This window comes from Vibrio sp. A11 (assembly GCF_013048705.1).
GTDB classification, from domain to species: domain Bacteria; phylum Pseudomonadota; class Gammaproteobacteria; order Enterobacterales; family Vibrionaceae; genus Vibrio; species Vibrio metschnikovii.
In genome coordinates this window covers 48,801-73,370 of sequence record NZ_VHSI01000011.1, presented here as the reverse complement: position 1 = coordinate 73,370, position 24,570 = coordinate 48,801, and the positions used below count along the sequence as shown (strand labels likewise).

The 24,570-nt window shown below is 44.9% G+C and carries 21 protein-coding genes and 9 tRNA genes; 9 read left to right on the top strand and 21 right to left on the bottom strand.

Going from position 1 to position 24,570, the window contains the following annotated elements:
• Positions 1-64: 64 nt before the first annotated feature.
• The 3 genes from FKQ60_RS12450 to argR form a co-directional block, all read right to left on the bottom strand.
• Complete coding sequence (locus tag FKQ60_RS12450; protein ID WP_170906575.1) at positions 65-2,647, bottom strand: TRAP transporter permease; 2,583 nt, start codon at positions 2,645-2,647, stop codon at positions 65-67.
• Positions 2,648-3,006: 359 nt separating this feature from the next.
• Complete coding sequence (locus FKQ60_RS12445; protein ID WP_154169260.1) at positions 3,007-3,975, bottom strand: TAXI family TRAP transporter solute-binding subunit; 969 nt, start codon at positions 3,973-3,975, stop codon at positions 3,007-3,009.
• A gap of 379 nt (positions 3,976-4,354) precedes the next feature.
• Positions 4,355-4,825: a transcriptional regulator ArgR gene (argR, locus tag FKQ60_RS12440; RefSeq protein WP_004396085.1), complete on the bottom strand. Its 471-nt coding sequence runs from the start codon at positions 4,823-4,825 to the stop codon at positions 4,355-4,357.
• 447 nt (positions 4,826-5,272) lie between these two features.
• On the opposite strand from argR, the gene mdh reads away from it, so the two are divergent.
• Together mdh and FKQ60_RS12430 are read left to right on the top strand one after the other, a co-directional pair.
• Positions 5,273-6,205 carry a malate dehydrogenase gene (gene mdh / locus FKQ60_RS12435; RefSeq protein WP_004396084.1) on the top strand — a complete coding sequence of 311 codons (933 nt, stop codon included), beginning with the start codon at positions 5,273-5,275 and terminating at the stop codon, positions 6,203-6,205.
• A 719-nt stretch (positions 6,206-6,924) separates the two neighbouring features.
• A complete protein-coding gene (locus FKQ60_RS12430) occupies positions 6,925-8,331 on the top strand; it encodes a basic amino acid/polyamine antiporter (RefSeq protein WP_158137773.1) in 1,407 nt (468 codons plus the stop codon).
• An 88-nt stretch (positions 8,332-8,419) separates the two neighbouring features.
• Here the strand turns inward: FKQ60_RS12430 and ispB are convergent, their stop codons facing one another.
• Positions 8,420-9,391 (bottom strand): octaprenyl diphosphate synthase, encoded by a 972-nt coding sequence (ispB, locus tag FKQ60_RS12425; RefSeq protein WP_154170703.1) that lies wholly within the window; start codon positions 9,389-9,391, stop codon positions 8,420-8,422.
• Between the two features lie 272 nt (positions 9,392-9,663).
• Between ispB and rplU the strand changes: the two genes are divergently transcribed.
• The 6 genes from rplU (at position 9,664) to folA (ending at position 13,528) form a co-directional block, all read left to right on the top strand.
• Positions 9,664-9,975, top strand: coding sequence for a 50S ribosomal protein L21 (rplU, locus tag FKQ60_RS12420; RefSeq protein ID WP_004396080.1), 312 nt, complete (start codon positions 9,664-9,666; stop codon positions 9,973-9,975).
• A gap of 20 nt (positions 9,976-9,995) precedes the next feature.
• The gene (gene rpmA / locus FKQ60_RS12415) at positions 9,996-10,253 is read left to right on the top strand and encodes a 50S ribosomal protein L27 (RefSeq protein WP_004396079.1); all 258 of its coding nucleotides are present in this window, start codon (positions 9,996-9,998) and stop codon (positions 10,251-10,253) included.
• A 207-nt stretch (positions 10,254-10,460) separates the two neighbouring features.
• Complete coding sequence (cgtA, locus tag FKQ60_RS12410; RefSeq protein WP_004396078.1) at positions 10,461-11,630, top strand: Obg family GTPase CgtA; 1,170 nt, start codon at positions 10,461-10,463, stop codon at positions 11,628-11,630.
• 131 nt (positions 11,631-11,761) lie between these two features.
• Complete coding sequence (locus FKQ60_RS12405; protein WP_004396077.1) at positions 11,762-12,523, top strand: threonine/serine exporter ThrE family protein; 762 nt, start codon at positions 11,762-11,764, stop codon at positions 12,521-12,523.
• A 2-nt stretch (positions 12,524-12,525) separates the two neighbouring features.
• Entirely contained in the window at positions 12,526-12,999 is a 474-nt protein-coding gene (locus FKQ60_RS12400) for a threonine/serine exporter family protein (RefSeq protein ID WP_161425480.1), read from the top strand.
• A 28-nt stretch (positions 13,000-13,027) separates the two neighbouring features.
• Positions 13,028-13,528 carry a type 3 dihydrofolate reductase gene (gene folA / locus FKQ60_RS12395; protein WP_004396075.1) on the top strand — a complete coding sequence of 167 codons (501 nt, stop codon included), beginning with the start codon at positions 13,028-13,030 and terminating at the stop codon, positions 13,526-13,528.
• Between the two features lie 17 nt (positions 13,529-13,545).
• Here the strand turns inward: folA and apaH are convergent, their stop codons facing one another.
• The 6 genes from apaH to lptD form a co-directional block, all read right to left on the bottom strand.
• Entirely contained in the window at positions 13,546-14,361 is an 816-nt protein-coding gene (apaH, locus tag FKQ60_RS12390) for a bis(5'-nucleosyl)-tetraphosphatase (symmetrical) ApaH (protein WP_004396074.1), read from the bottom strand.
• A gap of 10 nt (positions 14,362-14,371) precedes the next feature.
• The gene (gene apaG / locus FKQ60_RS12385) at positions 14,372-14,752 is read right to left on the bottom strand and encodes a Co2+/Mg2+ efflux protein ApaG (protein ID WP_004396073.1); all 381 of its coding nucleotides are present in this window, start codon (positions 14,750-14,752) and stop codon (positions 14,372-14,374) included.
• A gap of 67 nt (positions 14,753-14,819) precedes the next feature.
• Positions 14,820-15,635: a 16S rRNA (adenine(1518)-N(6)/adenine(1519)-N(6))-dimethyltransferase RsmA gene (gene rsmA, locus FKQ60_RS12380; protein WP_154169254.1), complete on the bottom strand. Its 816-nt coding sequence runs from the start codon at positions 15,633-15,635 to the stop codon at positions 14,820-14,822.
• Positions 15,636-15,648: 13 nt separating this feature from the next.
• Positions 15,649-16,638, bottom strand: a complete 990-nt coding sequence (pdxA, locus tag FKQ60_RS12375; protein WP_161425473.1) for a 4-hydroxythreonine-4-phosphate dehydrogenase PdxA — start codon at positions 16,636-16,638, stop codon at positions 15,649-15,651.
• Positions 16,628-17,923 carry a peptidylprolyl isomerase SurA gene (surA, locus tag FKQ60_RS12370; RefSeq protein WP_154169252.1) on the bottom strand — a complete coding sequence of 432 codons (1,296 nt, stop codon included), beginning with the start codon at positions 17,921-17,923 and terminating at the stop codon, positions 16,628-16,630. The genes pdxA and surA overlap by 11 nt, the downstream gene beginning before the upstream one ends.
• Positions 17,924-18,144: 221 nt before the next feature.
• On the bottom strand, positions 18,145-20,502 hold the full coding sequence (gene lptD / locus FKQ60_RS12365) for an LPS assembly protein LptD (protein ID WP_170906574.1): 2,358 nt from the start codon (positions 20,500-20,502) through the stop codon (positions 18,145-18,147).
• Between the two features lie 146 nt (positions 20,503-20,648).
• Here lptD and djlA point away from each other — a divergent pair, with 146 nt between their 5' ends.
• Positions 20,649-21,503, top strand: coding sequence for a co-chaperone DjlA (gene djlA, locus FKQ60_RS12360; protein ID WP_158144308.1), 855 nt, complete (start codon positions 20,649-20,651; stop codon positions 21,501-21,503).
• Between the two features lie 132 nt (positions 21,504-21,635).
• On the opposite strand, the gene FKQ60_RS12355 is transcribed toward djlA, so the two are convergent.
• The 11 genes from FKQ60_RS12355 to FKQ60_RS12305 form a co-directional block, all read right to left on the bottom strand.
• A tRNA-Asn gene (locus FKQ60_RS12355) sits at positions 21,636-21,711 on the bottom strand.
• Positions 21,712-21,727: 16 nt separating this feature from the next.
• A tRNA-Thr gene (locus FKQ60_RS12350) sits at positions 21,728-21,803 on the bottom strand.
• A 36-nt stretch (positions 21,804-21,839) separates the two neighbouring features.
• Positions 21,840-21,915: transfer RNA gene (locus tag FKQ60_RS12345), tRNA-Asn, on the bottom strand.
• Positions 21,916-21,931: 16 nt separating this feature from the next.
• A tRNA-Thr gene (locus FKQ60_RS12340) sits at positions 21,932-22,007 on the bottom strand.
• A gap of 53 nt (positions 22,008-22,060) precedes the next feature.
• Positions 22,061-22,136, bottom strand: a tRNA-Phe gene (locus FKQ60_RS12335).
• A 436-nt stretch (positions 22,137-22,572) separates the two neighbouring features.
• Positions 22,573-22,648 (bottom strand) — tRNA-Asn (locus FKQ60_RS12330).
• A 12-nt stretch (positions 22,649-22,660) separates the two neighbouring features.
• Positions 22,661-22,736: transfer RNA gene (locus FKQ60_RS12325), tRNA-Phe, on the bottom strand.
• 6 nt (positions 22,737-22,742) lie between these two features.
• A tRNA-Thr gene (locus FKQ60_RS12320) sits at positions 22,743-22,818 on the bottom strand.
• Between the two features lie 53 nt (positions 22,819-22,871).
• A tRNA-Phe gene (locus FKQ60_RS12315) sits at positions 22,872-22,947 on the bottom strand.
• Between the two features lie 109 nt (positions 22,948-23,056).
• Complete coding sequence (gene mltC / locus FKQ60_RS12310) at positions 23,057-24,187, bottom strand: membrane-bound lytic murein transglycosylase MltC (protein WP_004396067.1); 1,131 nt, start codon at positions 24,185-24,187, stop codon at positions 23,057-23,059.
• A gap of 95 nt (positions 24,188-24,282) precedes the next feature.
• Complete coding sequence (locus FKQ60_RS12305; RefSeq protein WP_004396066.1) at positions 24,283-24,558, bottom strand: oxidative damage protection protein; 276 nt, start codon at positions 24,556-24,558, stop codon at positions 24,283-24,285.
• Positions 24,559-24,570 lie beyond the last annotated feature (12 nt).

Below are 24,570 nucleotides of genomic sequence, written 5' to 3'. Positions count from 1 at the left end.
TTTTATCTCTGTATGGCTTTCCCCCGCAGATTCGATAGACAGGGGAAAGCAAAGTCACAATAGGTTAAGGTTGTATCGCCGTTTTCTTGAGGGCGCGGCGTCTTTGATTCCAGCCAAGCAGTAAGGTCAGCAACAGTGCAGGGACAAAGACCCATTCTTTCATTGGACGATCGCTATCCACGACGACCGTACGGACCTCCCAATCAAAATCGATCCCTGCCGCTTCAGCTGGACTACGAAACTCAACAGCGTCGATCAGCATTCGATTATTGATCTTATTAACGGTAAGCCCCATCGAACGAATCCGTTCTTCGGCCGTTAGCGCTCGATCATCAAATGGCAGTTGCACGGTTTTCGACACATAGTCGCCCATTAAGGTTTCTCCGGCGACGATCATCACAATCGGTTGACCCACCGGCGCTTTATCGACGATATAGGCTAAGTCCGTACCTGGGTATTGATACTTAGCCGGATAAATTTTGTCCCACCAAAATCCAGGTCGTAAAAAGCTAAAGGTCAGCAGCAACAGCAACAGGACTTCCCACCATTTTGCTTTGGTAAACCACCAGCCTTGAGTCGCGGCTGAAAATAACAGCATGGCGATGATCGAGGAGCCGACGGTTAAGGCTAAGTGCCACCATGATTCAATGCCCATCAATAATAACTGGGTATTAAAGATAAACATAAATGGCAAAATAGCGGTTCGTATGTCGTAGGTGAAGCCTTGAATACCGGTACGAATGGGGTCCGATTTCGCTATTGCGGCAGCAGCAAAAGCAGCTAGGCCGACAGGGGGCGTATCATCGGCTAAAATGCCGAAATAAAATACAAACAGGTGTACGGCAATTAATGGGATGATCAATCCACTCTGTGCGCCTAAGGTGACGATCACCGGAGCCATCAACGTCGATACTACAATGTAGTTGGCAGTTGTCGGTAATCCCATACCTAAAAGTAAGCTAATCACAGCGGTGAACAGCAACATCAGCATAATGTTACCGCCAGAGATAAACTCGACAAAGTCGGTCATCACTAAGCCAATGCCCGTTAAGGTGACTACACCAACCACGGTGCCAGCAGCGGCGGTTGCGACACCAATCCCTATCATATTGCGTGCACCAGACACTAAACTTTCGAGTAAGTCTGTAACGCCAGCTTTGGCTTGTTGAGCGGCATCGTTAGTGCGATTAAACCAAGCAATGATCGGTCTTTGCGTTAAGAGAATAAAAATCATAAACACACTGGCCCAGAAAGCCGACAATCCGGGGGAGAAACGCTCAACGGTCAAACACCAGACTAAGACCACGATCGGCAGTAAGTAATGCAGTCCAGATTTGACTGTTGGGCCAACGTCGGGGATTTCCTGAATGTTTTCATCCAAACTAAATTCACGCTCGTGAGTGTATTGAGCGGAGATTTTCAACAGCAAAAAATAACAGATTAACAGTGCCAGCGTGACGATCGGTGTCGCTGCCGCGCCAAACACATCTTTTGTCCAACCGACCCCGTAATAGACCACTGCACTCACTACGCATAACCCTAAAATGGTGCCAGTGAAAGAGAGCAAACTGTTGAGTAACGTTGAAGGGCGACGGCGAGGTAGGCCAGTCATCCCTGCTTTACAAGCTTCTAGGTGGACAATATAGATAAGCGCAATGTATGAGATAAGCGCAGGTAGTAGGGCTGCTCGGATCACCTCGACATAAGAGATACCCACGTATTCGACCATCAAAAAGGCCGCAGCGCCCATGATTGGTGGCGTAAGCTGACCATTGGTTGAAGCGGCGACTTCGATGGCTCCAGCTTTCGTACCAGAAAAACCCACTCGCTTCATGAGCGGAATAGTAAAGGTCCCGGTTGTGACCACATTAGCTATCGACGACCCTGAGACTAAACCGGACAGTCCTGAGGCGACAACGGCTGCTTTTGCCGGTCCGCCACGCATGTGACCGAGTAAAGAAAACGCCACTTTGATAAAATAAGCACCAGCACCGGCCCGTTCTAGCATCGCACCAAAGAGCACGAATAAGAACACAAAAGAAGTCGAAACCCCTAAAGCGATACCAAATACGCCTTCAGTAGTCAGCCAGAGATGGGACATGGCCTTATTAAAGCTTGCCCCTTTGTGTGCGATGACGTCGGGCATATGTGGCCCAGCAAAGGTGTAGAGCAAAAACAGCCCTGCCACACACATTAACGGCGGACCTAATGCACGACGTGTAGCTTCCAGGAGCAGCAGCATACCCATACCAGCAACAATGATGTCAGTATCGGTGGGTGCACCGGAGCGACCGGATAAAGAAGTATAAAAAAGATAGATATAAGCAGCCGAGAAGCTGCCCGCCAGAGCTAAGACCCAATCCACGGCTGGAATGCGGTCACGGGGAGAATTTTTTAACGCGGGATAAGCGGTAAAAGCGAGAAAAACCGCAAAGCTTAAATGGATAGCGCGAGCTTCGGTATCATTTAAAATCGCAAAGTTAAAAATAAATGGCAGGGGTGAAGCATACCAAAGTTGGAAAAGAGACCAGCACAGTGGTACAAACCACAAAATGCGCCCAGAGAAACCCTGTGGATTTCTTGCGCCAGTATCTGCCTGTGCAACCATCTCTTGCACATCCTGCGACGGAGTTGTTGCCTGCGTCATGTACGTTATCCTTAATATTGATGGTTATCCCTTTTCTATTGCTTAGTCGATAGTCAGTGAACGGTATTGATACTCTCAAGTACATGGAGATTCACAACATAACGCTGAACGTTAGGCTGTATGGTGTTCGCTGAAGGCTCAATAGAAGAGGGTGCTGTGCAAATAAATAATCATTCTATGCCTTCCCCTAAAAACATTCATGTTCAGTCACTTTACTGTGTCAGCCATGGTTGTCAGGAGAGGAAATAGATAGCCATAAAACAAAGTACTTTGAGTAGAGACCGCCAATCAACCCCCACGCGCCGTGTGCTGGGCATGGGGATTGGAGGATGGGTCGACTACCTACAACGAATCGCGATTTATTTTAGTAAACCAACTTCTTTGTAATATTTTTCAGCACCGGGGTGGAGCGGAATCGAAAGGCCAGCTTTGACCATGTCTTCTTTTTTCAAGGTTGCAAAGGCGGGATGAAGACGAGTAAAGGTATCAAAGTTTTCAAACACCGCTTTAGCAACGTTATAAGCAACGTCATCGGAGACATCGGCACTGGTCACTAGTGTGGCAGCAACCCCAAAACTCGTCACTTCGTTATCGGTCCCACGATACATGCCCGCAGGAATGGTGCTGTAAGCGTAGTAAGGACGTTCGGCTACAATTTTCGTCACTTCAGGTCCAGTTGCTGAGACCAATTTAGCGTTACAAGAAGTCGTCGCCTCTTGGATGGCTCCATTGGGGTGTCCGACCATATAGATAAAGGCATCAATACGATTATCACATAACGCTTGTGAGCGCTCAGAGCCTCTTAGTTCAGAGGCTAGTCTGAAACTGCTATTAGTCCAGCCAAAGGCGTCCATTACCACTTGCATGGTGGCGCGGTCACCGGAACCTGGGTTTCCGATATTAACGCGTTTTCCTTCAAGATCTTTTACATTATTAATGCCCGAGTCTGCGCGAGTGATGATGTTAAAAGGTTCAGTATGCAAAGAGAACATCGCGCGTAGCTTTTTGTAAGGGCCGAGTTCAGAAAACTGACTGGTGCCATTATAACCGTGGTATTGCCAGTCAGATTGAACGATAGCAAAATCGAGCTCGCCATTACGCATGGTATTGACGTTGTAAATCGAACCACCGGTTGATTCCACAGAGCAACGAATATTGTGCTCTTGACGGTCTCGATTCACTAAGCGACAAATCGCACCGCCAGTTGGATAGTAAACGCCAGTTACGGCTCCAGTACCAATAGTAATAAATTCCTGAGCGTGAACCGCGCTCGCTCCCATGACAGCCGCAGCGATAGCACCCACTTTAATGATCTTGTTCAATAACATGAATATCCCTTCCTTTTATTTATTATTCCCAAAGAGCTTGTACGGTTGTCGAGGGGTATGATTCCTTTCCCCTGATGACTTGAGGTTATTGCGCGGTTAGCGCCCTCGGCAAGTCGTTTGGTTCTAGAAATTGGCGCTGGTTCTGCTGAAAAACAGAAAAAGTGCCGAATGATAATAACAAAAAATACTCAATAAATTATAGAATTGTAAAAAATTATCATCGGTAGCACTGTGATATTGAGCGATAGGTAATGTTATTGAATGAGGCTAATTATTTGATAAGTATTAATTTAAAGTCTTTTTTGTTGGCTATAGCAAGATACGCGAGATGTGAAATGGGTCACATTTGTTTAACAATGTAACCCGTCATTAATGCGCTTTAACCAGCGTATTCAAAGAGCTCGCAGACAGAAGTAAATAGCTGTTTAGTCGTAATATTCATGGTTGGGGTAATGAAAATAGTATCATCGCCAGCGACAACACCTAAAATACCTTCTGATTTACCAAGAGAGTCGAGTAAACGAGCAATTAACTGCGCTGCACCTGGGCCGGTGTGTATCACGACTAAAGCGTTATTATGATCGACATCGAGGACAAGCTCTCTTAGTGAGCTGGATACCGTTGGCACTCCGAGCTCAGCGGGTAAGCAATACACCATCTCCATTTTGGCATTACGAGTACGAACGGCACCAAACTTGGTTAGCATACGCGATACTTTAGACTGATTGATGTTATCAAATCCTTCATTCTTTAAAGCATCAACAATATCGCTTTGTGAGCCAAAGCGTTCTTCTTTCAATAGGGCTTTAAAAACACGAACTAAGTTATCTTGTTTATCTGTAGGGCGCATTGTGGATTTTCTTTTGCTGTTCAACCATTAATGACTATTGTCACATAGCTCACGATAGAGAGGCAAATTATCGTCGAAAACTGTCTAAATGGTCACTGTAAAAATACTGTATTTACGTTTATATCCTTCTTACTTGTCGCTACAGTGGGATTGGTTACGCTCGCTTACCCTCATAGCGTTATCGATGCTCATGGGGATTCTCTCACTTGTCGCCTATCTGTAACGCTCAGTCGTTTGCTTATCAATGGGGGGCTAATGCTTTGTCATAACTGATAAATCCCCTCATAATGCCTAACGAGCGGTCGCGTCTTAGTGAGGAATTGCGCAAAGTCGCAAAGCTGAGGTTAATTGATTGTAATCAAGATGTAGTTGCTATAGCTTTTTGATATCGGATAAAAAGATACCCTACCAAAACATATAAAAGATTCACTCTCAAGGAGAATTACGATGAAAGTCGCTGTTATTGGTGCCGCTGGCGGCATCGGTCAAGCCCTAGCTCTGTTATTAAAAAATCATCTTCCTGCTGGTTCAGATCTTGCTTTGTATGATATCGCTCCAGTGACGCCTGGTGTGGCTGCTGATTTGAGTCATATTCCAACGCCAGTGTCGATCAAAGGTTATTGCGGTGAAGATCCAACGCCTGCATTAGAAGGCGCGGATGTCGTGCTGATTTCGGCAGGTGTGGCACGTAAGCCGGGAATGGATCGGGCGGATCTTTTTAATGTTAACGCTGGAATCGTCAAATCACTCGCTGAACGAATCGCCAACGTTTGTCCAACCGCTTGTATTGGGATCATCACTAACCCGGTCAATACAACCGTGCCTATTGCGGCTGAAGTATTGAAAAAAGCAGGTGTTTACGATAAGCGTAAGCTATTTGGTGTCACGACACTGGATGTTATCCGTTCTGAAACTTTTGTGGCGGAATTAAAAGGCAAAAATCCTAGCGAAGTCCATGTGCCTGTGATTGGTGGCCATTCTGGGGTAACGATTCTACCTTTACTGTCACAAGTTGATGGTGTTGAGTTTACTGAGCAGGAAATTGCAGCGCTGACTAAACGCATTCAAAACGCGGGCACTGAAGTTGTGGAAGCCAAAGCGGGTGGTGGCTCGGCAACACTATCAATGGGACAGGCTGCTTGCCGTTTCGGCCTCTCTTTAGTGAAAGCACTACAAGGCGAGTCAGTGATTGAATACGCTTATGTTGAAGGTGGTAGCGAACACGCTCCTTTCTTTGCTCAACCGATTAAACTGGGTAAAAATGGTGTTGAGGAAGTGCTGAGCTACGGACCATTGAGTGACTTTGAAAAAGCAGCGCTCGACGGTATGTTAGAAACGCTCAATAAAGACATTGAGATCGGCGTTGAGTTCGTTAAATAACGATCGTTAGACGTAAGATCATTTGACTCGCTATTTCGTTCGCTCACCCAGCGTGCGTATTGGCAGTCGTTATGGTAAAGCATGAAAACTAAGAATAATGCCGCAGGTTTCGACTTCGTGGCATTTTTTTTGCGATGATCTTATGATCTAAAACCCGTATCAACCATCCTTCTTATCTTTCCTAAAAGATCAAGAATTGATCGTCCATTCTTAAGGTTCTCTTCTCTGCGATTCATCATCCTTTATCCCTTTCCTACTTGAAGCTTGCAGGGGGCTAGGTCGTTCACCTCAATCATAGAGTCTGTCTAGGCTCATGGGGACTCGCTTACTTGCCGATTACCTGCAACGCCAAATTGTTTAGATATAGTAAGCCGCACTGCATCGGTTGATGTGTTGTAGAGCGATATTATTCGAACGTGTTTTTCTCAGTTTCAAATGATGATTAAGTTTTTGATTGTTTGAATTTTTTATCTATGAAAGTAGTCATAAAAGTGGCATTAGATTAAATTTTTATTCATTAATTCTGGGAAAATAGTATTATCTGGCCTTTTTTATGGTAGCTAAGGCTATTTTATGGCGCAATCTGACATAGATTTGATCGTTGGCAATGAATGTGTAAAAACGTTGGCTTTGTTAGTGAAGTGGATCACGTTGAGTCTGCTATTGAATGCTATTTCTGACTACTATAGCGTTTTCCAGAAGCAAGGTTGGAAATAATCATGGATAACAAATTAGGTTTAGGCTCTTTAACCGCCTTGGTTATTGGTTCTATGATCGGGGCTGGGGTATTCAGCCTACCGCAAAATATGGCAGCAGTGGCGAGTCCTTTGGCGGTGATGATTGGCTGGTGTATTACCGGGATTGGTATGATCTTCCTTGCCTTATCATTTCAGCAATTAGCGATCCATAAACCAGAGATTAATAGCGGTGTGTTTGGTTATGCCCGTGCTGGCTTTGGTGATTTCGCTGGATTTTGTTCGGCCTGGGGATACTGGTTCAGTGCGATGGTCGCTAATGTTTCCTATCTAGTGATTGTCTTTAGTACTTTCGGCATGCTGTTTGATACGCCTGATCGGGTTATTTTTGGCGATGGTAATACGTTGATTTCGATTGCGGGTGCCTCGGTACTTCTTTGGTTAGTGCATTGGCTGGTTTTACGTGGCGTGCAAACGGCAGCGTTGATCAATTTGGTGACCACCTGTGCGAAAATGATCCCGTTGGTACTGTTTATTTTATGTGCCATGGTCGCTTTTCGATGGCAGACGTTTACGGTCGACTTTACGGGACTCCACTTTGGCGCTGAGCACGATTTATGGTCGCAAGTCAAAGCCACCATGTTGATTACCGTTTGGGTATTTATTGGGGTCGAGGGTGCGGTGGTGGTCTCTAACCGAGCTCGGGTGCGACGTGATATTGGACGGGCGACAATCTTTGGTTTACTGACCGCGTTAGCCATTTATGTCTTAGTGACATTGCTATCGATGGGCGTGATTGTTCCCGTCGAGCTAGCCAGCTATCAGAATCCGTCGATGGCGCGAGTACTAACCGAGATACTGGGTCCTTGGGGGCAGTATATTATTGCGATTGGTTTAATTATCTCTGTTTGTGGCGCATTTTTAAGCTGGACAGTGTTGGCTTCGGAAGCGCCATTTTTAGGGGCAAAAGACGGTATGTTTCCCGCTCGGTTGGCGAAACAAAATGCGGCAGGTAGCCCGGCGAGTGCATTGACGTTAACCAACGTTTGTATCCAAGTGTCATTAATTGTCGTGATGTTTGCTGGTAGTACCTACGACACCTTGCTGATTTTTGCTTCGGAAATGATCTTAGTGCCGTACTTTTTGGTCGGCGCTTACACACTGAAGTTGGCGCTTAGTGAGTCTAAACAAGGCAAAATATTACTGATAGGATGTGGAGCAACGCTTTACGGTGCTTGGTTGTTGTATGCCTCTGGATTGCATTATTTATTGCTTTCAAGCCTGTTGTATCTGCCTGGTATTGCTTTTTATATAAAAGCCAAACGAGAGCAGGGAGTGCAGCCTTTTCTGGGACGAGAGAAACTCGGTGCTGGCACTTTAACCCTATGTGCTTTGTTTGCCTTTGGTTTAATCTGGCAAGGGTGGTTTTAGATAACCAGCAAAGACTCACTTGTCGCCTTACTTGAGTCGGGGCGACAAGTGAATGAAGTAATAAGACTGAGCTCGCTTACGAGTCTTATTACTTACTGCGTTTGACCGCCATATGAGCCAAAGCGATCAATGCTTGTTTGTAGTCACTTTCGGGTAGAATAGCCAATTCGGCAATCGCTTTATCGGCTTCTTGTTGCGCTTTAGCGGTGGTGTATTCTAATGAGCCTGCTTGCTGCATCGTTGCTAAAATCGCCGTTAATTTCTCCATCCCATTGGCTTTTTCAATCGCTTCACGAATCATCGCCGATTGTTCTCCTTGGCTATTGCGCATTGCATGCAGCAAAGGAAGCGTGGGTTTACCTTCTGCGAGATCATCACCGACATTCTTGCCCATTTCTTTGCCATCAGCGGTGTAATCCATCACATCGTCAATCAATTGGAAGGCAGTACCTAAATATTTACCGTAGTTTTGCATCGCCCGCTCAACTTCGGGAGAGGCATCACATAACATCGCTCCAATTTGCGTGGCGGCTTCGAATAATCGTGCGGTTTTTGAGTAAATGACCTGCATATAACTCTCTTCCGTAGTATCGGGATCGTTACAGTTCATTAATTGCAGCACTTCACCTTCAGCGATAACGTTGACGGAATGGCTCATCAACTTGAGAATTTTCATCGAACCAAGTTCGGTCATCATTTGGAAAGAGCGGGTGTAGATAAAATCGCCCACCAGTACGCTAGCGGCGTTACCAAACGTCGCATTGGCAGTGGCTTTACCTCGCCGCATATCGGATTCATCCACCACATCATCGTGTAGCAAAGTTGCCGTATGAATAAATTCAATAAACGCAGCAGCCATGGTGTGCCCCTCACCTTGATAACCTAAGGCTTTGGCTGACAAAATGGCCAGTAATGGACGTAGGCGTTTACCGCCACCACTGACGATATAAAACCCCAGTTGATTGATAAGGGAAACGTCAGAATTGAGTTGAGCAAGTATCGTTTTATCCACTTTTGCCATGTCATCGGCAGTAAGCGCTTGGATAGCTTTAAAATCCATCATAAATCCGGCTGAAGTTAGAGCTTGTAAGGCATTATGTTCTGCTTGAGTTAGTGAATAATACACTAAAAAATATTGATTAATACATGGCTTAAAGGCATGATTGCCGCACTTTTGTTTGGCGATTAGCTTTTCGCCAATTTTTTTTAAATATGGCTTGTCATGGGGACGCCATTCACGTAGAATTTGCGCCCTATTGATGATTAGTTTAGCGCACACCCTTTTTGCTCAAAAATGTTAGCATAGGCTGTGCGGAAAGAGCGGAGTAAAATATGTACGCTGTTTTCCAATCTGGTGGTAAACAACACCGTGTAAGTGAAGGTCAAACTCTTCGCTTAGAGAAATTAGACGTTGAAACTGGCGCAACAGTAGAATTTGATAAAGTTCTTCTGATCGCTAATGGTGAAGCAATTCAAGTTGGTGCTCCTCTAGTTGAGGGCGGTAAAGTGACTGCTGAAGTGGTACAACACGGTCGTGGCGATAAAATCAAAATCGTTAAGTTCCGTCGTCGTAAACACTCTCGTAAGCAACAGGGTCACCGTCAGTGGTTCACGGAAGTGAAAATCACTGGTATCAACGCTTAAGTTATTAGGAGAGTTTAACAATGGCACACAAAAAAGCTGGTGGTTCTACTCGTAACGGCCGCGATTCAGAAAGTAAACGTCTTGGTGTTAAGCGTTTCGGTGGTGAAGCTGTATTAGCAGGTAACATCATCGTTCGTCAACGTGGTACTAAGTTCCACGCTGGTAATAACGTTGGTATCGGTAAAGACCACACTCTTTTTGCTCTGTCTGATGGCAAAGTGAAATTCGAAGTGAAAGGTCCTAAGAACCGTAAATTCGTTAGCATCGAAGCTGAATAAGTTTAGTTTCTCGCTGAATTTAAAAACCCTGCCGTTTGGTGGGGTTTTTTATTTATCGGCAAAGTGCTTATAACTAGTGATCCCTATTGTTTGGGTTGACTCGTTATGTGTTCTAAAGCAGAGATGAGACGCTGATTAATGTCTCCTGCTAAAATTGATACTATTAATAAGCAATGGTATTGCAGCGCAAATTGTGCGGAGTAACAAATGAAATTCGTTGATGAAGCGGTAATAAAAGTTCAGGCTGGTGACGGCGGCAACGGCGTGGTCAGTTTCTGGCGTGAAAAATTCATTACCAAAGGCGGTCCAGATGGTGGTGACGGCGGTGACGGTGGTGATGTTTATATACTGGCTGATGAAAACCTAAATACACTGATTGACTACCGTTTTCAGCGTTTTTACGACGCTGAGCGCGGAGAAAATGGGCGTGGTGCGAACTGTACTGGCAAGCGTGGTAAAGACAAAGTATTGCGCGTTCCTGTTGGTACACGTGCGGTTGATATCCATACTAATGAAGTGATCGCTGAAGTCGCTGAGCATGGCAAAAAGGTGATGATTGCTAAAGGTGGTTGGCACGGTTTAGGCAATGCTCGTTTTAAATCGTCGGTAAACCGTGCTCCGCGTCAGAAAAGTATGGGTACTAAAGGTGAAGTGAGAGAAGTGCGTTTAGAGCTACTTCTGCTTGCTGATGTCGGTATGCTTGGCTTGCCTAATGCTGGGAAATCAACCTTTATTCGTGCCGTATCGGCAGCAAAGCCTAAAGTGGCTGATTATCCTTTTACAACCTTGATCCCAAGTTTAGGTGTCGTGAGTGTCGTCCCTGAAAAGAGTTTTGTGGTTGCTGATATTCCCGGGTTGATTGAAGGTGCTGCGGAAGGTGCTGGGCTAGGTATTCGATTCCTGAAACATCTAGAGCGTTGTCGAGTATTGCTGCACATGATCGATATCATGCCTGCAGATCAAAGCGATCCTGTTCAAAATGCATTAACGATCCTTGATGAGCTTGAGCAATACAGTGAGAAATTGGCTCAAAAACCACGTTGGTTAGTGTTCAATAAAACCGATCTCATGCCAGAGCAAGAAGCCAATGAAGTGATTCAAAACGTTTTGGACGCACTGGGATGGGAAGATCAATACTTTAAGATTTCTGCTATCAATCGTCAGGGTACCAAAGAGTTGTGCATGAAGTTAGCTGACTTTATGGAAACCTTACCTCGTCAGCAAGAAGAGATTTCTGAAGAGCAAAAAGTGGAATTTATGTGGAATGATTACCACAAAGATGCCATTGCCAATCAACCGATCATTGACGAAGATGACGACGACGATGATTGGGATGATGAAGAAGACGACGGTCATGTTATTTATGTCCGTGAATGATCCACTTGATGTTTAACGTTAGTGAGCCGCAATCTTGATTGCGGCTTTTTTTATATTCTAAATCATATCGTCACGACACATTTTGTTGCAAACTAGGCCTTAGATAAATCAAGGCAGTTAGGAATGGAATCATGACATCCAAACAACGAGCAATTTCACGTTTGATTGCTCAAGCGGGTCAAATGTTACTCGCACATGGTGCAGAAAGTACTTTGGTTGGCGATATTATGCGACGTATGGGGCTGGCTTCTGGCATGGATGAAGTGGAAGTCTCGCTCTCTGCGAGCTCATTAGTGGTGACTACCGTTTATCATCAGCATTGTATTACCACCGCTCGACGCTGTGCTGATCGAGGCATTAACATGCGAGTCGTGACCCAGATCCAGCGTATTTGTATTTTGATGGAGCGAGGCTTACTCGATTACTCGATGGCACAGCACAAACTTGAACGAATAACGCCAGAGCGTTATAACCGATGGTTAGTGGTGGTGATGATCGGCCTGTCATGCGCGGCGTTTAGTCGTTTGGCTGGTGGTGATGGAATCGTGTTTCTAATGACCTTTATCGCATCTGCCATCGGCATGATGGTGCGCCAAGAGATTGGTCATCGCCAATTTAACCCTTTACTTAATTTTGCAGCAACAGCGTTTGTCACATCACTCATTTCTACTCAAGCGGTGATCTATCAGCTTGGTAATAAACCAACCATCGTGATGGCGTCTTCAGTATTAATGCTGGTACCGGGCTTTCCATTGATCAACTCGGTTTCTGATATGCTGAAAGGTTACATTAATATGGGTATCGCTCGCTTTGTGATGGCAAGCTTACTGACCTTAGCAACCAGTTTAGGGATTATTGCCGCGATGAGCGTGACGGGAGTGTGGGGATGGTAGCGCTGGTGAGTTGGGATTTATTACTCGGGTTAATCAACGATATGTTGTTTGCCTCGATTCCTGCTGTTGGGTTTGCGTTGATCTTTAATGTCCCAGTCCCAGCATTAAAGTATTGCGCTTTAGGAGGAGCGATCGGTCATGGATCGCGTTATTTGATGCTGCATTTTGGTATTCCGATTGAGTGGGCGAGTCTGTTTGCGGCAGGGATTGTGGGTATGATTGGTGTTCAGTGGTCGAGACGATTTTTGGCTCATCCTAAAGTCTTTACCGTAGCAGCATTAATTCCTATGGTTCCCGGTGTATTTGCTTATAAGGCAATGATTGCGATGGTAGAAATTCACCATTTAGGCTTTAAACCTGAGCTGTTTGCGAGTTTAATGGAAAACTTCTTAAAAGCGATGTTTATCATTGCGGGATTAGCGGTTGGCTTAGCAATACCCGGGCTGTTATTCTATCGTCGCAAACCCATTGTCTAGAAGCTTAAGCAAAAGTAGGAATAGAAAGATGATCATCAGTATGATTGCCGCGATGGCAAACGAAAGAGTGATAGGTAAAGACAACCAAATGCCGTGGCATTTACCCGCTGACTTTGCTTGGTTCAAACGGTGTACTATCGGCAAACCGGTGATCATGGGACGCAAAACTTATCAATCGATTGGACGTCCTTTGCCTGGGCGTCACAATATTGTCATCAGCCGAGATCCCGAATTGGTGATCGATGGGGTTGATGTTGTCTCTTCACTGGACGCTGCCTTGCTTAAGGCGGGGGCGGTCCCTGAGGTGATGATCATTGGTGGTGGCAGTATTTACACGGAATGTTTACCTCAAGCCGATAAACTGTACATCACGCTGATTGATGCTCAGTTCATCGGTGATACTCATTTCCCCAATTGGGGAACGAATTGGCATGAATGTTACCGTGAACATTACTCGGCAGATGACAAAAATGCCTATTCAATGGACTTTATCATCTTAGAACGCGAGACTGAAAAACCTAGAACCTAGAACCTAGAACCTAGAACCTATGACTTAGACTCTAATGCTGGCTGCTTAAAGACCTGTTTATCTTCCCAACGTAACATGGTCAGCGGCCCGCCCCATACGCAGCCAGTGTCTAAGCCAATTACGTTTGGACTGAAGTAGCCCTCTAGCGCTGCCCAGTGGCCAAAAATCACCGTTTTTTCTAATTCAATCCTTTGGGGTAGGGCAAACCAAGGCATCAGCTCGTGGCTACTCACTTGAGCGGGGGGAAGTTTACACGCCATATCAAGACGCCCATCAAAAAAGCAAAAGCGCATGCGAGTGAACGCATTAATGATATAGCGATAACGCTCAATCCCTTGTAAATCGTCATTCCATAAGTCCGGAGTATTGGAATACATATTGGTCAGTAACCATGGCCATCGTTGGCTACGTAATACCGTTTCTACCTCGTGGGCAGCTTTTCGAGCGGTTTGTAAATTCCATTGGGGTGAGATGCCCGCATGAGTGAGGACAAACTCGGGGTGTTCTAACAAGAGTGGCCATTGGCGAACCCAATCTAGTAGCTCATCAGCGTCAGGCGCAGCAAAAATGGCCAATGTTTTATCTTTGTTTTTGGCTGGATGAATGCCCAGTGATACGGCTAATAGATGTAAATCATGATTGCCGAGCACCGTTTTTGCAGCGGGTCCTAAGTCACGAATAAAGCGCAGTGTTTCTAGTGATTTTGGGCCGCGCGCGACTAAATCACCAGCGAGCCATAAGGTGTCACTAATAGGATGAAAGTTGACTTGTTTGAGCAATAGCTGCAGTTCATCTAAACAGCCTTGAATATCGCCGACAATGTAATTTGCCACACAAACTCCCTTAATTCAGTACGTTGGGAACGGCTAGGCGAAAAGGGTCTATTTCAGCTAGAAAAGGTTCACCGAGGCTGTTGATCATTCCATAATGGCCTTGCATGACGCCAACTGGCGTTTCTAATGCCGTGCCACTGGTGTAGGTATACTCATCATTGGCGGCAATAACGGGTTGTTCTCCAACGACGCCTTCCCCTTCAATCCGCATCTGTTTTCCGTTAGCGTCGGTCACTAACCAAGAGCGACTGATGAGTTGTACGGTTTCGGTACTGAGATTTTTTATGGTAATAAGATAAGCAAAAACGTAACGGTGCGCTTCAGGATGGGATTGTTCTGGCACGTACTTAGTTTGAACCTGAATCTTGATACAAGGATGAGTAATATCCATAAATACTCCTGATTCGGATGACAAAACGAAGAAAATATAGGATGGCACATTGGCCATCCTAGTCTATTTATGCGGGTTGAGTATTCTGAGCATCAAGCCAATTTGCCATCGATACAAACTGCTGCAAGGTCAGGTTCTCTGGACGCATCGTGGAGTCAATCGCAAGCTGTGCAAAGGTCTCATCATCCAATAACCCTTTATAGCAGTTACGTACCGTTTTACGGCGTTGATTGAATCCTTCACGTACGACACGATCCAACCATTTTAAACTCGTTGCAGGGTGCGGTAGTTCTTCGTAAGGCAATAAACGAACCACCGCAGAATCGACTTTAGGTGGCGGAACAAAGGCACTCGGTGGGACTTCTAATACCGGAACAACTTTACAGTAGTATTGTGCCATGACGGTTAATCGACCATACGCTTTGCTACCCGGTCCTGCCGCTAAACGGTTGACGACCTCTTTTTGCAGCATAAAGTGCATATCTTGAATTTCTTTGTGAAATTCAAATAAATGAAACATCAGCGGTGTCGAGATGTTATAAGGCAAGTTACCAAAAATACGCAGTTTATTATTCGGTTTAACCAATTGCTGAAAGTCAAAACGCATGGCGTCACCTTCGTGAATCGTCAACTTGCTCGATAATTCAGGATGGTTGCGTAAACGCTCGGCTAGATCACGATCGAGCTCGATCACCGTAAACTTATCAACTTCACGGCCTACGGGCTCTGTAATGGCTCCTAAACCTGGGCCAATTTCTACCAAATTTTGACCTGGTAAAGGATTAATAGCGGATACGATTCCATCAATAATATAAGGATCGTTTAAAAAGTTTTGACCAAAACGTTTACGCGCTTTGTGCCCTAAATGGACATCATTTCTCATAGTGTTCTCAAAGTTATTGCGTTTTTTTATCAACTAATTCAATTGCTTGATCGAGAGCGGTTTTAAAACTGCCCACATCGGCTAATCCCGTTGCGGCTAAATCGAGCGCTGTTCCATGGTCTACCGAGGTTCGAATAAAAGGTAAGCCTAAGGTAATGTTAACTGAACGACCAAAGCCTTTGTATTTTAGTACAGGGAGAACTTGATCGTGATACATTCCTAAAACGGCATCCGCTTTTTGCAAATATTTTTCGCTAAAGATGGTATCTGCCGGTAAAGGGCCCACTAAATCGATACCTTGTCGGCGAAGTTTTTCTAAACTTGGGGTGATGGTATCTATCTCTTCATGACCCAATACCCCTTCTTCTCCTGCGTGAGGATTAAGACCGCAAACATAAATTGTCGGCTGAGCAATCGCAAATTTCTCGACCAAATCATGGTGAAGAATACGAATGATGCTTTCTAGACGTTCAGCCGTTATCGCAGCAGAGACGGTTGCCAATGGTATGTGTGTGGTCACGAGAGCGACGCGTAGTCCTTCCGTTGCCAGCATCATTACCACTAATGGGGTATTGGATAGCTCGGCAAAAAACTCCGTATGACCACTAAAAGCGACGCCTGCGCGATTAATCACGCCCTTATGCACTGGGCCGGTGACAATAGCATCAAATTCACCATTCATACAGCCCAATGCCGCTCTTTCTAGCGTTTTTAATACATAATGACCGTTCGCGGAATTGAGCTGTCCAGCAATGACCTGTTCTGATACGGCAATTGAGTCAACCAGCAAATACCCCGCTTTTTGCGGTGTGGCTTTTTGATCGGGCTGATAATCAAGTAGCTTTACTGCAATTCCCAGTGCTTTGGCGCGCTCTGCGAGCATCTGTTTATCGGCGCAAATCACCAGTTGATGTGGCCAATCATTTTGCGATAGTGCCAGTACTAAATCAGGTCCGATACCGGCAGGTTCTCCGGCGGTGACTACGATACGTTTAATCGTCATCTTGATCATCCTGTAGGATTTCAACAAAAGCACCGGCGCGCAGCTCTTGTAGCCAAGTACTGGCTTCTTCATTGAATTTACGGTTAAACAAAATGCGATAAGCTCGATTTTTCATTGCGGCATCAGTACGGTCAACTTCGCGGCGATCCAAGACTTCCACAATATGCCAGCCGTGTACGGTTTTAAAGGGTTCACTAATTATTCCAACCGGAAGTGTCTCGATTTGATGTTTAAACTCAGGAACATACAGTTCAGGTGTTTGATAACCTAATTCGCCATTTTGCGCTGCAGAGCCTGGGTCTTGGCTATATTGTTGGGCTAATTCAGCAAAGCTGGCTTCGCCAGCATTGATGCGACGTACTAAATCATTAAGTTGATTTTTGGCACCTTCATCGCTCAAAATAATCGTTGGTTTAATCAGAATGTGACGTGCATTGACTTCCGTCACCGCAACCGTTTCTAAGCCTTTGATATCATCAATTTTTAGAATGTGGAAACCGACACCACTACGAAATGGGCCAATAATACTGCCTTTATTTTGCATTTTAATTTGGTCGGCGAAAATCGTCGGCATTTCTTCTTTACGCATCCATCCCCAATCTCCCCCTTGTAGTGCCCGTGGGCCTTTTGAATAGGTGATGGCCATGGTGCTAAAGTCTGCGCCTTGGTTGAGTTCAGCGACTAATTTATTGGCTTGTGCTTCAACCTCGGATTTGTCTTGTCCATCGTTAAAACGCAGTTGAATATGGCTGATTTTATATTGTACGGTCGCGCTGGTTTCTTGAGCGAGCAGCTCTGCCAAGGTATCGACTTCGGCTGGAATAATGTTAATACGACGGCGTACTAATGCGTTACGTGCTTCGCTGGCGGCGATCTCTTTTCTGATCTGTTCACGAAATTCTGGGTAGGTTAATCCTTGTTCAGCAATCGATAAGCGAAGTTGTTCCGGTGTTTGTTGATTATTGTGAGCAATCTCGGTAATCGCGTCATTTAGGGTATTGTCATCAATACGTACCCCAATACGATCGGCTTCTTGCTGTTGCAAAGTATCGACAATCAGTTTTTCGATGATTTGTTCACGCAAAATATTTTCAGGGGGGAGTGTTTGCTGGTTTGTTTTTGCATTCGCTCTTACTGTTAGTAAGGCGCTGTCTATATCGCTTTGCAAAATCACCCCACTATTCACAATCACGGCTACGCGATCAAGCTCGACGGGTTGAGCTTGCACCGTCGCAATACTCACTAAGCTGGTTAACGTATATAAAGCCAATGTCCACAGTTTCATTAGAAATCCTATTCATTATCGAGCGTTAATCGTTGTTGCTCACGGTCATTATCCCCTTTCTACTTGAAGCTACAGCGATGTTGGCTACGTTCGTTCGCCGCAATCACATAGTCTGTCTATGCTCATGGAGACTCACTTACCGCCTACCTGCAACTTCAAGTGGTTTGGGTATATTCGAAAAATTCAGAGTTTTTTAGGCTACGATGCCCAAATTTACTGCCCTAATTATTTAAGAAAAACGGGCGTCCATAACCCAAGGAATTATCAGAACTTTTAATTCCAGCCATGCTTTCACTGGAGCTCACTTTGGTGCCAAAGCCGATAATACCAATGTTAAAACTAAAGTTATTTTCATAGTTTGGATCTTCGAAACCCAGATAATTGCCACTTGGGGTTCTATTCCAATCTTTTAACTGATTACTGTAAGAGAAACCCATGTACCAGCAATCAGAGGTATAGCGAATGCCCACTAGCCATTCCAGTGCTTCATTGGTTGTCATGTCGTAAAAATACTGTCCAGTGACATGCCACTTATGAGAAAGCTGATAGCCGCCAAGTAGGCCTGCTTGAGATATTCCTCGTCGAGTAATACTGCTCACCGGAATACTGTCGCCCACCGTATCTTCGATATACTCTTTGGTAACATAACGATAATTGGTTTGTAGGTAGCCGCCGTTAAAGCGGTATTCCAACGTACTGTTGGCCAATTGCATCGCACTGGTGTCGATGTCGTACTGAATACCGCCGTGATAAAAGAGAAAATCATCATAATTAAAATCCATTTCTACGGCCCAAGCGGAATAGTTCGATTGAGTATCTTCCACTTGGCTACTATCGGTATTGCTTGATTTTAAACCTTTATCGATATAGAAAATTTGTCCAAACGCGATGTTTAATCGTTCTTTGTATTGGTCATCAAAAAACCGTGTTGATGCGCCGTAGCTGACTTGATTGGCGGCAGAGATAAAATCTACTCCGCTGTACTTTCTACTTCTGAATAGGCCGTAGTAATCAGTTTGTAATAATGTCGTATCATAACGTGCGATGTTTTGTTGGTTTTCTTTTGGAACATACAAGTACTGAACTTGTGGCTCAAGCGTTTGGGTATAGCCATTAAATAGCGTGGTGTCTCGTTCTAAGACGATACCGGCATGCGTTCTGAATTCAGGGATAACCCGCGACACGCTCTCTTCTAACTCTTGGTAATCACTACTGATAACGCCAGATAAATCTTGTTGGTAATAGGTTGCTAACAGCCTTGCTTCTGTGGTCCATGTTCCCCATGTGTTTCCTAGCGGGATGCTAATGCCGGGTTCGATATGGGCACGAGTTGCCGAAGGTTTACCGATTGCATCGGTTTCAAAACGTGAAATGTGGCTTTTAATGTCTAAATCTAGATAGCGCAGCAGCTCTGGTGCATAGTAGTTAAAAGCGACTTGCGGCATCAATCGATAGGGGAGGTTATCTTTATCAGTTAATACTTGAAAGTCTCTTGCCAACAATGAGGTATCCCAAGCCGAAGAGCGGTAAGTCACTCGTGCTTGCTGCATCAGTTGACCATCTTCTCGATTACCAATCCCTGAGCTTAAATCGGAAAAATACTCGACATCACTAACGCGGGAGTAATCCAGATCCAGTTTCCATGCTTGTTGATAAATACCATCGTGGCGATATTGGAAACCCCAACGTTTCCCTTGTTCAGGATGAAGTTCATCATCAGGTAAAAATTCGCCTTTAAGGCTACCTGAACCAAATTCGGTGAGATAACGAAACACGGTATTCAACTGAGTTCCACGATTATCCATATAACGCAGGGTGGTTTCTAAATCGTAGTTAGGCGCTAAATTCCAATAAAAAGGAACTGAGATTTCAAAACCATCACGTGAACCATAGGAAATGTCTGGATAGAGGAAACCCGTTTTACGAGTATCACCAATCGGTACGGTAAGATAAGGTAAATAGAACACGGGGACGTTTTGTATTTCTAAACGAGGATTGTAAAACGTCGCTTGTTCAGCGTCTTGGTCAACGTCAATACTTGAGGCACGCAAACGCCAAGCGCTATCACCTTCTGGACAAGAGGTGATTGAGCCATCTTCAATCTCATAAACGGCTTTACCGGTTTTGGCGATATAAGCCGCATGACCGCGACCCGGTTGACATAAAAACTGATATTGGGTGTTCTCTAATGTGATTTGATCAATATTGAGTTGATTGGTCACTCTATCTGAGGTTGCTTTGACTTGGCCATCACTAAAGGTCACATTACCTTCGGCCACAACAATATTTTCTTGTTGATGGAGTGTCACATTGTTAGCGCGGATCTGCTTTTGTCCTTGTAAAACGACGACATCGCCAGAATAAGTGGCGCGTTGACCACTAATTGCTTCTAGCTTATCCGCTTTGACCTTGATAGGCTGTGGATTCGGATTTTCCGACTCGGGTTCATTCACTAAGCATTGATCAAGAGTGGGCAGTTCCTGCACACTGTTATCCACCGTTGCTTCTGCTTGAGTCTGTGGCGCAAAGAGCGCGGCGCTGATCGAAGCGGCTAAAAATGTGCGGGAAAAACGTGACATCGAGTTGTACTATCCTGTTGTTCTGTTTGATTCCGACTTTAAGAGTGTTAAGTCAATAAAATGCTTCCTTATCATAAAGGAAAATAACGCTCCCGGCACTATCAGACCACAGCACACCTAAAAAATTCATAGATTGAGAGCACATAATGCATATTTTTGGCAAAATTCTTGGCGCTTTCTTTGGCCTGCTATTTGGCGGCCCATTGGGCGCAATCTTTGGTCTATTTCTTGGCCACCAGTTTGATAAGGCTCGCTATCGAAGCCAAAACCCGTTTGCTAATGGGCAGTTCAGTTCAGGACCAACACAAACCGAGAGGCAAGAAGAATTCTTTAAATCTGCTTTCGCAGTAATGGGACACGTTGCCAAAGCGAAAGGTCAAGTCACCCAGCAAGAGATTCAATTGGCCAGCATCATGATGGACAGAATGAACTTGCATGGTGACCAGCGCCGCGCTGCACAAGATGCTTTTCGCGAAGGTAAAGAAGCCGACTTTCCTTTGCAACAAACATTAGAAAATGTCCGTTTTTTTACGGGTGGTCGATTTGATTTAATGCAATTCTTCCTTGAATTACAAGTGTCTGCTGCCTTTGCTGATGGTGATTTACACCCTAGCGAACGTCAGGTTTTACATAAAATTGCTCAGGGACTTGGATTCTCATCGGATCAGCTAGAGCGCCGTTTACGTATGCAAGAAGCGGCATTTCGTTTTCAGCAAAGTGGTGGTTTTACCGGTCAGCAGGGCGGGTCATCGGGTTCAAGTCAATGGCAGCAACCCTCTAGTCGAGATAGATTGGCGGATGCCTTTTCTGTGCTGGGTGTCAATCAAGATGCGGATGTACAAACCATTAAACGGGCCTATCGTAAATTGATGAATGAGCATCACCCAGATAAATTAATGGCTAAAGGCTTACCCCCTGAGATGATGAACATGGCAAAAGAGAAATCACAAGAGATCCAACATGCTTATGATTTGATAAAGAAAGAGCAGGGGTTTAAGTGATCGCGTTTCTTTACGCTGATTGAAGGCGTAACGATTAGTGCTAGTAAGGCTTATCTTTGAGAGGGATAAGCCTTTTTACTCACCATTGAATCACCATAAAAAAAGCCCAGTCAATGACTGGGCTTTAAAATTTGGCTCCTCCTGCTGGGCTCGAACCAGCGACCTGCGGATTAACAGTCCGTCGCTCTACCAACTGAGCTAAGGAGGAACAGATTTTTTAATAATGGTGCCGACTACCGGAATCGAACTGGTGACCTACTGATTACAAGTCAGTTGCTCTACCTACTGAGCTAAGTCGGCATTAATAACGGATGACGTATCATCAGTTAATAATAGTGGCTCCTCCTGCTGGGCTCGAACCAGCGACCTGCGGATTAACAGTCCGTCGCTCTACCAACTGAGCTAAGGAGGAACAGATTTTTTGATAATGGTGCCGGCTGCCGGAGTCGAACTGGCGACCTACTGATTACAAGTCAGTTGCTCTACCAACTGAGCTAAGCCGGCTCACTTTATCAGTTAAGATACTGGTTGCGCTTGCACCAATATCTATCAGAATATGGTGCCTCGAGGCGGAATCGAACCACCGACACGAGGATTTTCAATCCTCTGCTCTACCGACTGAGCTATCGAGGCAACGGGGTGTATTAAACGAGTTTTCCGATCCTTCGTCAACAGTAAAATGCAAAAAAAAACTCGTTTGCTGATTTTCTATACTTAGTGGGCTGTTTTTATCCATTTTTGTTTAGAAAAGCTAACAGAAACAGCGGTAAATTCTTACCTATCCTTCGACTTAACGTCTTTATCGTGTCGCTAATCGGATAGGGAAGAATCGTTTGATTAAGCTCAAGCTGGAACAAGTGAATGGTTTGCGGTTAAACGTTGTCCGCGATAAAAGTTTTTTAATCGCGCAAAAAGGAAACCACCTTATCTTCTCGGTAAGGTGTAGAACAGAGTATCGACTGATGAGTTTAAACCGTTTGCCTACCATGGAACGGGGCAGAGGGAATCGAGTGATCGTCAGTGATGTTTAGATAAAGAAAAGCCCAGTCAATGACTGGGCTTTGAAAAGTGGCTCCTCCTGCTGGGCTCGAACCAGCGACCTGCGGATTAACAGTCCGTCGCTCTACCAACTGAGCTAAGGAGGAACAGCTTTAATATGGTGCCTCGAGGCGGAATCGAACCACCGACACGAGGATTTTCAATCCTCTGCTCTACCGACTGAGCTATCGAGGCAATAAATGGTGCCGACTACCGGAATCGAACTGGTGACCTACTGATTACAAGTCAGTTGCTCTACCTACTGAGCTAAGTCGGCGCACTTAATTTATTGCTTGTTGTTACTGACGACAGCACCAACAATAAAATTTGTGGTGCCCGGAGGCGGAATCGAACCACCGACACGAGGATTTTCAATCCTCTGCTCTACCGACTGAGCTATCCGGGCAACGGAGCGCTATTAAACGGATTTTCCCTCTGTACGTCAACCACTATTTTAAAAAAAAATAGAAAACTGGTTTAAGTGTCGCTATTTTAGGCAAGTAGGGCGTGAAAGATTACTTCGCGTTAAATTCTCGTTTAAATTGAGTTACTTTTTCTAAGTAGCGCCGTGCTTCCGCATTAGGATGACGGTTGGTCAAAGCCCAATACACCTGATTAGGTTGTAGGCTATTTAAATTATTCATGGCTCGCTGTCGATCTTGATGGAATGTTCGCAGAACACCGCCAGCGCCTCCGTTGTAAGCAGAAATCATGCTGTACTCAAGAGAAAGAGGATGACGGACATCTTTCAAATAACGGTTTTTGAGTAGATAAAAATAGGCGGTACCGGTATCTATGTTATTTTCTGGATTAAAGAGGTATTCAGGTGTTGGCTCACCGGGTTTATTTTTTACCAAGTTAAACACATCCCGTCCCGCAGTTTTCGGCACTACTTGCATTAAGCCATAAGCGTTAGCCCAGCTGACCGCATAAGGGTTGAAGCTACTTTCTGTTTTGATGATCGCGTAAATAAGATCTTCCGGAATACCATATTTACGGGAAGCTCGGCGAACAATGTCGGCGTATTGGTAGCTACGGATCTGCATTTGATCCGCGACCATCGGAATTTCAACATAATAGGCTTTCTTAAAATCAACTTGTTTGACTTTGAGGTGATGAGCAATCAGGTAATCGGCGTAGCGGTTGGCACGCCAGCGCCACTGAATGGGTTGCTTATCTTGGTCGACAACTTGTTGGTATAAGAAAGGTTGTCCTTTTAGCTCAATGTTTTGTGATGAAAAAAGATCGACGCTAGCCGGATCGTCAGGCGTTAATAACGTGGTGATGATCGCTCTTTTTAAGTGTCCTTGAGGATCCGTGGGTGAGATGGTTTCAACCAATATTTTACCATCACTAAAATTGACTTCTGTTCGGCTAAGGTAATTATCGATGTATTTTACGTAATTACTTTTACCAGCAATTTTGATTTCTCGGCTACCCCAGCGGCGTTCGATATTGCCAGAGAAACTGAGGATCAAGCTATCTAATGCGGCGGTGTCTTTTTCAAATTGCCCGGGTAATTGAGCGAGATTTTTTGCAAAACGGTTGGTTGGCTCATAATCCACCGCATAGAAACGTTCAACAAACTCACGACTGCAGCCGACTAAGAGTAAGAGTGTGGTTAAACAGTACAGTGATTTTTTCATCGCTTTCCTAGGCAAATCAATTTCCCTGCTGATTTGATCTTGCAGCGAAAATAAACAGCTGCAAGATCAAATTGTCTAGAGATTATCTGTGAAACTCAAGCTTGGCTTGGTGGAGTATAACCTTCAATATGGACCTCTTTACCTTCGAAGAGGAAATTGACCATTTCATTTTCGAGAAATTTGCGGTGTTCAGGATCCATCATATTGAGTTTTTTTTCATTGATCAGCATAGTTTGTTTGGTTTGCCACTCTGCCCAAGCTTGCTTACAAATATGATCAAAAATACGTTTACCCAGCTCTCCGGGGTAGAGCTGAAAATCCAAACCGTCAGCTTCTTTCTGTAATCGAGCACAAAATACCGTGCGGCTCATAATGACTTCCTC

Excerpts from the sequence above, each read along its gene's own strand:
- FKQ60_RS12445 (WP_154169260.1), bottom strand. The coding sequence starts at position 3,975 with ATGTTATTGAACAAGATCATTAAAGTGGGTGCTATCGCTGCGGCTGTC.
- rsmA (WP_154169254.1), bottom strand. The coding sequence starts at position 15,635 with ATGAGAAATGATGTCCATTTAGGGCACAAAGCGCGTAAACGTTTTGGT.
- rplU (WP_004396080.1), top strand. The coding sequence starts at position 9,664 with ATGTACGCTGTTTTCCAATCTGGTGGTAAACAACACCGTGTAAGTGAA.
- lptD (WP_170906574.1), bottom strand. The coding sequence starts at position 20,502 with ATGTCACGTTTTTCCCGCACATTTTTAGCCGCTTCGATCAGCGCCGCG.
- ispB (WP_154170703.1), bottom strand. The coding sequence starts at position 9,391 with ATGGATTTTAAAGCTATCCAAGCGCTTACTGCCGATGACATGGCAAAA.
- pdxA (WP_161425473.1), bottom strand. The coding sequence starts at position 16,638 with ATGACGATTAAACGTATCGTAGTCACCGCCGGAGAACCTGCCGGTATC.
- mltC (WP_004396067.1), bottom strand. The coding sequence starts at position 24,187 with ATGAAAAAATCACTGTACTGTTTAACCACACTCTTACTCTTAGTCGGC.
- argR (WP_004396085.1), bottom strand. The coding sequence starts at position 4,825 with ATGCGCCCTACAGATAAACAAGATAACTTAGTTCGTGTTTTTAAAGCC.
- djlA (WP_158144308.1), top strand. The coding sequence starts at position 20,649 with ATGCATATTTTTGGCAAAATTCTTGGCGCTTTCTTTGGCCTGCTATTT.
- cgtA (WP_004396078.1), top strand. The coding sequence starts at position 10,461 with ATGAAATTCGTTGATGAAGCGGTAATAAAAGTTCAGGCTGGTGACGGC.
- FKQ60_RS12405 (WP_004396077.1), top strand. The coding sequence starts at position 11,762 with ATGACATCCAAACAACGAGCAATTTCACGTTTGATTGCTCAAGCGGGT.
- rpmA (WP_004396079.1), top strand. The coding sequence starts at position 9,996 with ATGGCACACAAAAAAGCTGGTGGTTCTACTCGTAACGGCCGCGATTCA.
- surA (WP_154169252.1), bottom strand. The coding sequence starts at position 17,923 with ATGAAACTGTGGACATTGGCTTTATATACGTTAACCAGCTTAGTGAGT.
- FKQ60_RS12430 (WP_158137773.1), top strand. The coding sequence starts at position 6,925 with ATGGATAACAAATTAGGTTTAGGCTCTTTAACCGCCTTGGTTATTGGT.
- FKQ60_RS12450 (WP_170906575.1), bottom strand. The coding sequence starts at position 2,647 with ATGACGCAGGCAACAACTCCGTCGCAGGATGTGCAAGAGATGGTTGCA.
- mdh (WP_004396084.1), top strand. The coding sequence starts at position 5,273 with ATGAAAGTCGCTGTTATTGGTGCCGCTGGCGGCATCGGTCAAGCCCTA.
- apaG (WP_004396073.1), bottom strand. The coding sequence starts at position 14,752 with ATGGATATTACTCATCCTTGTATCAAGATTCAGGTTCAAACTAAGTAC.
- FKQ60_RS12305 (WP_004396066.1), bottom strand. The coding sequence starts at position 24,558 with ATGAGCCGCACGGTATTTTGTGCTCGATTACAGAAAGAAGCTGACGGT.
- folA (WP_004396075.1), top strand. The coding sequence starts at position 13,028 with ATGATCATCAGTATGATTGCCGCGATGGCAAACGAAAGAGTGATAGGT.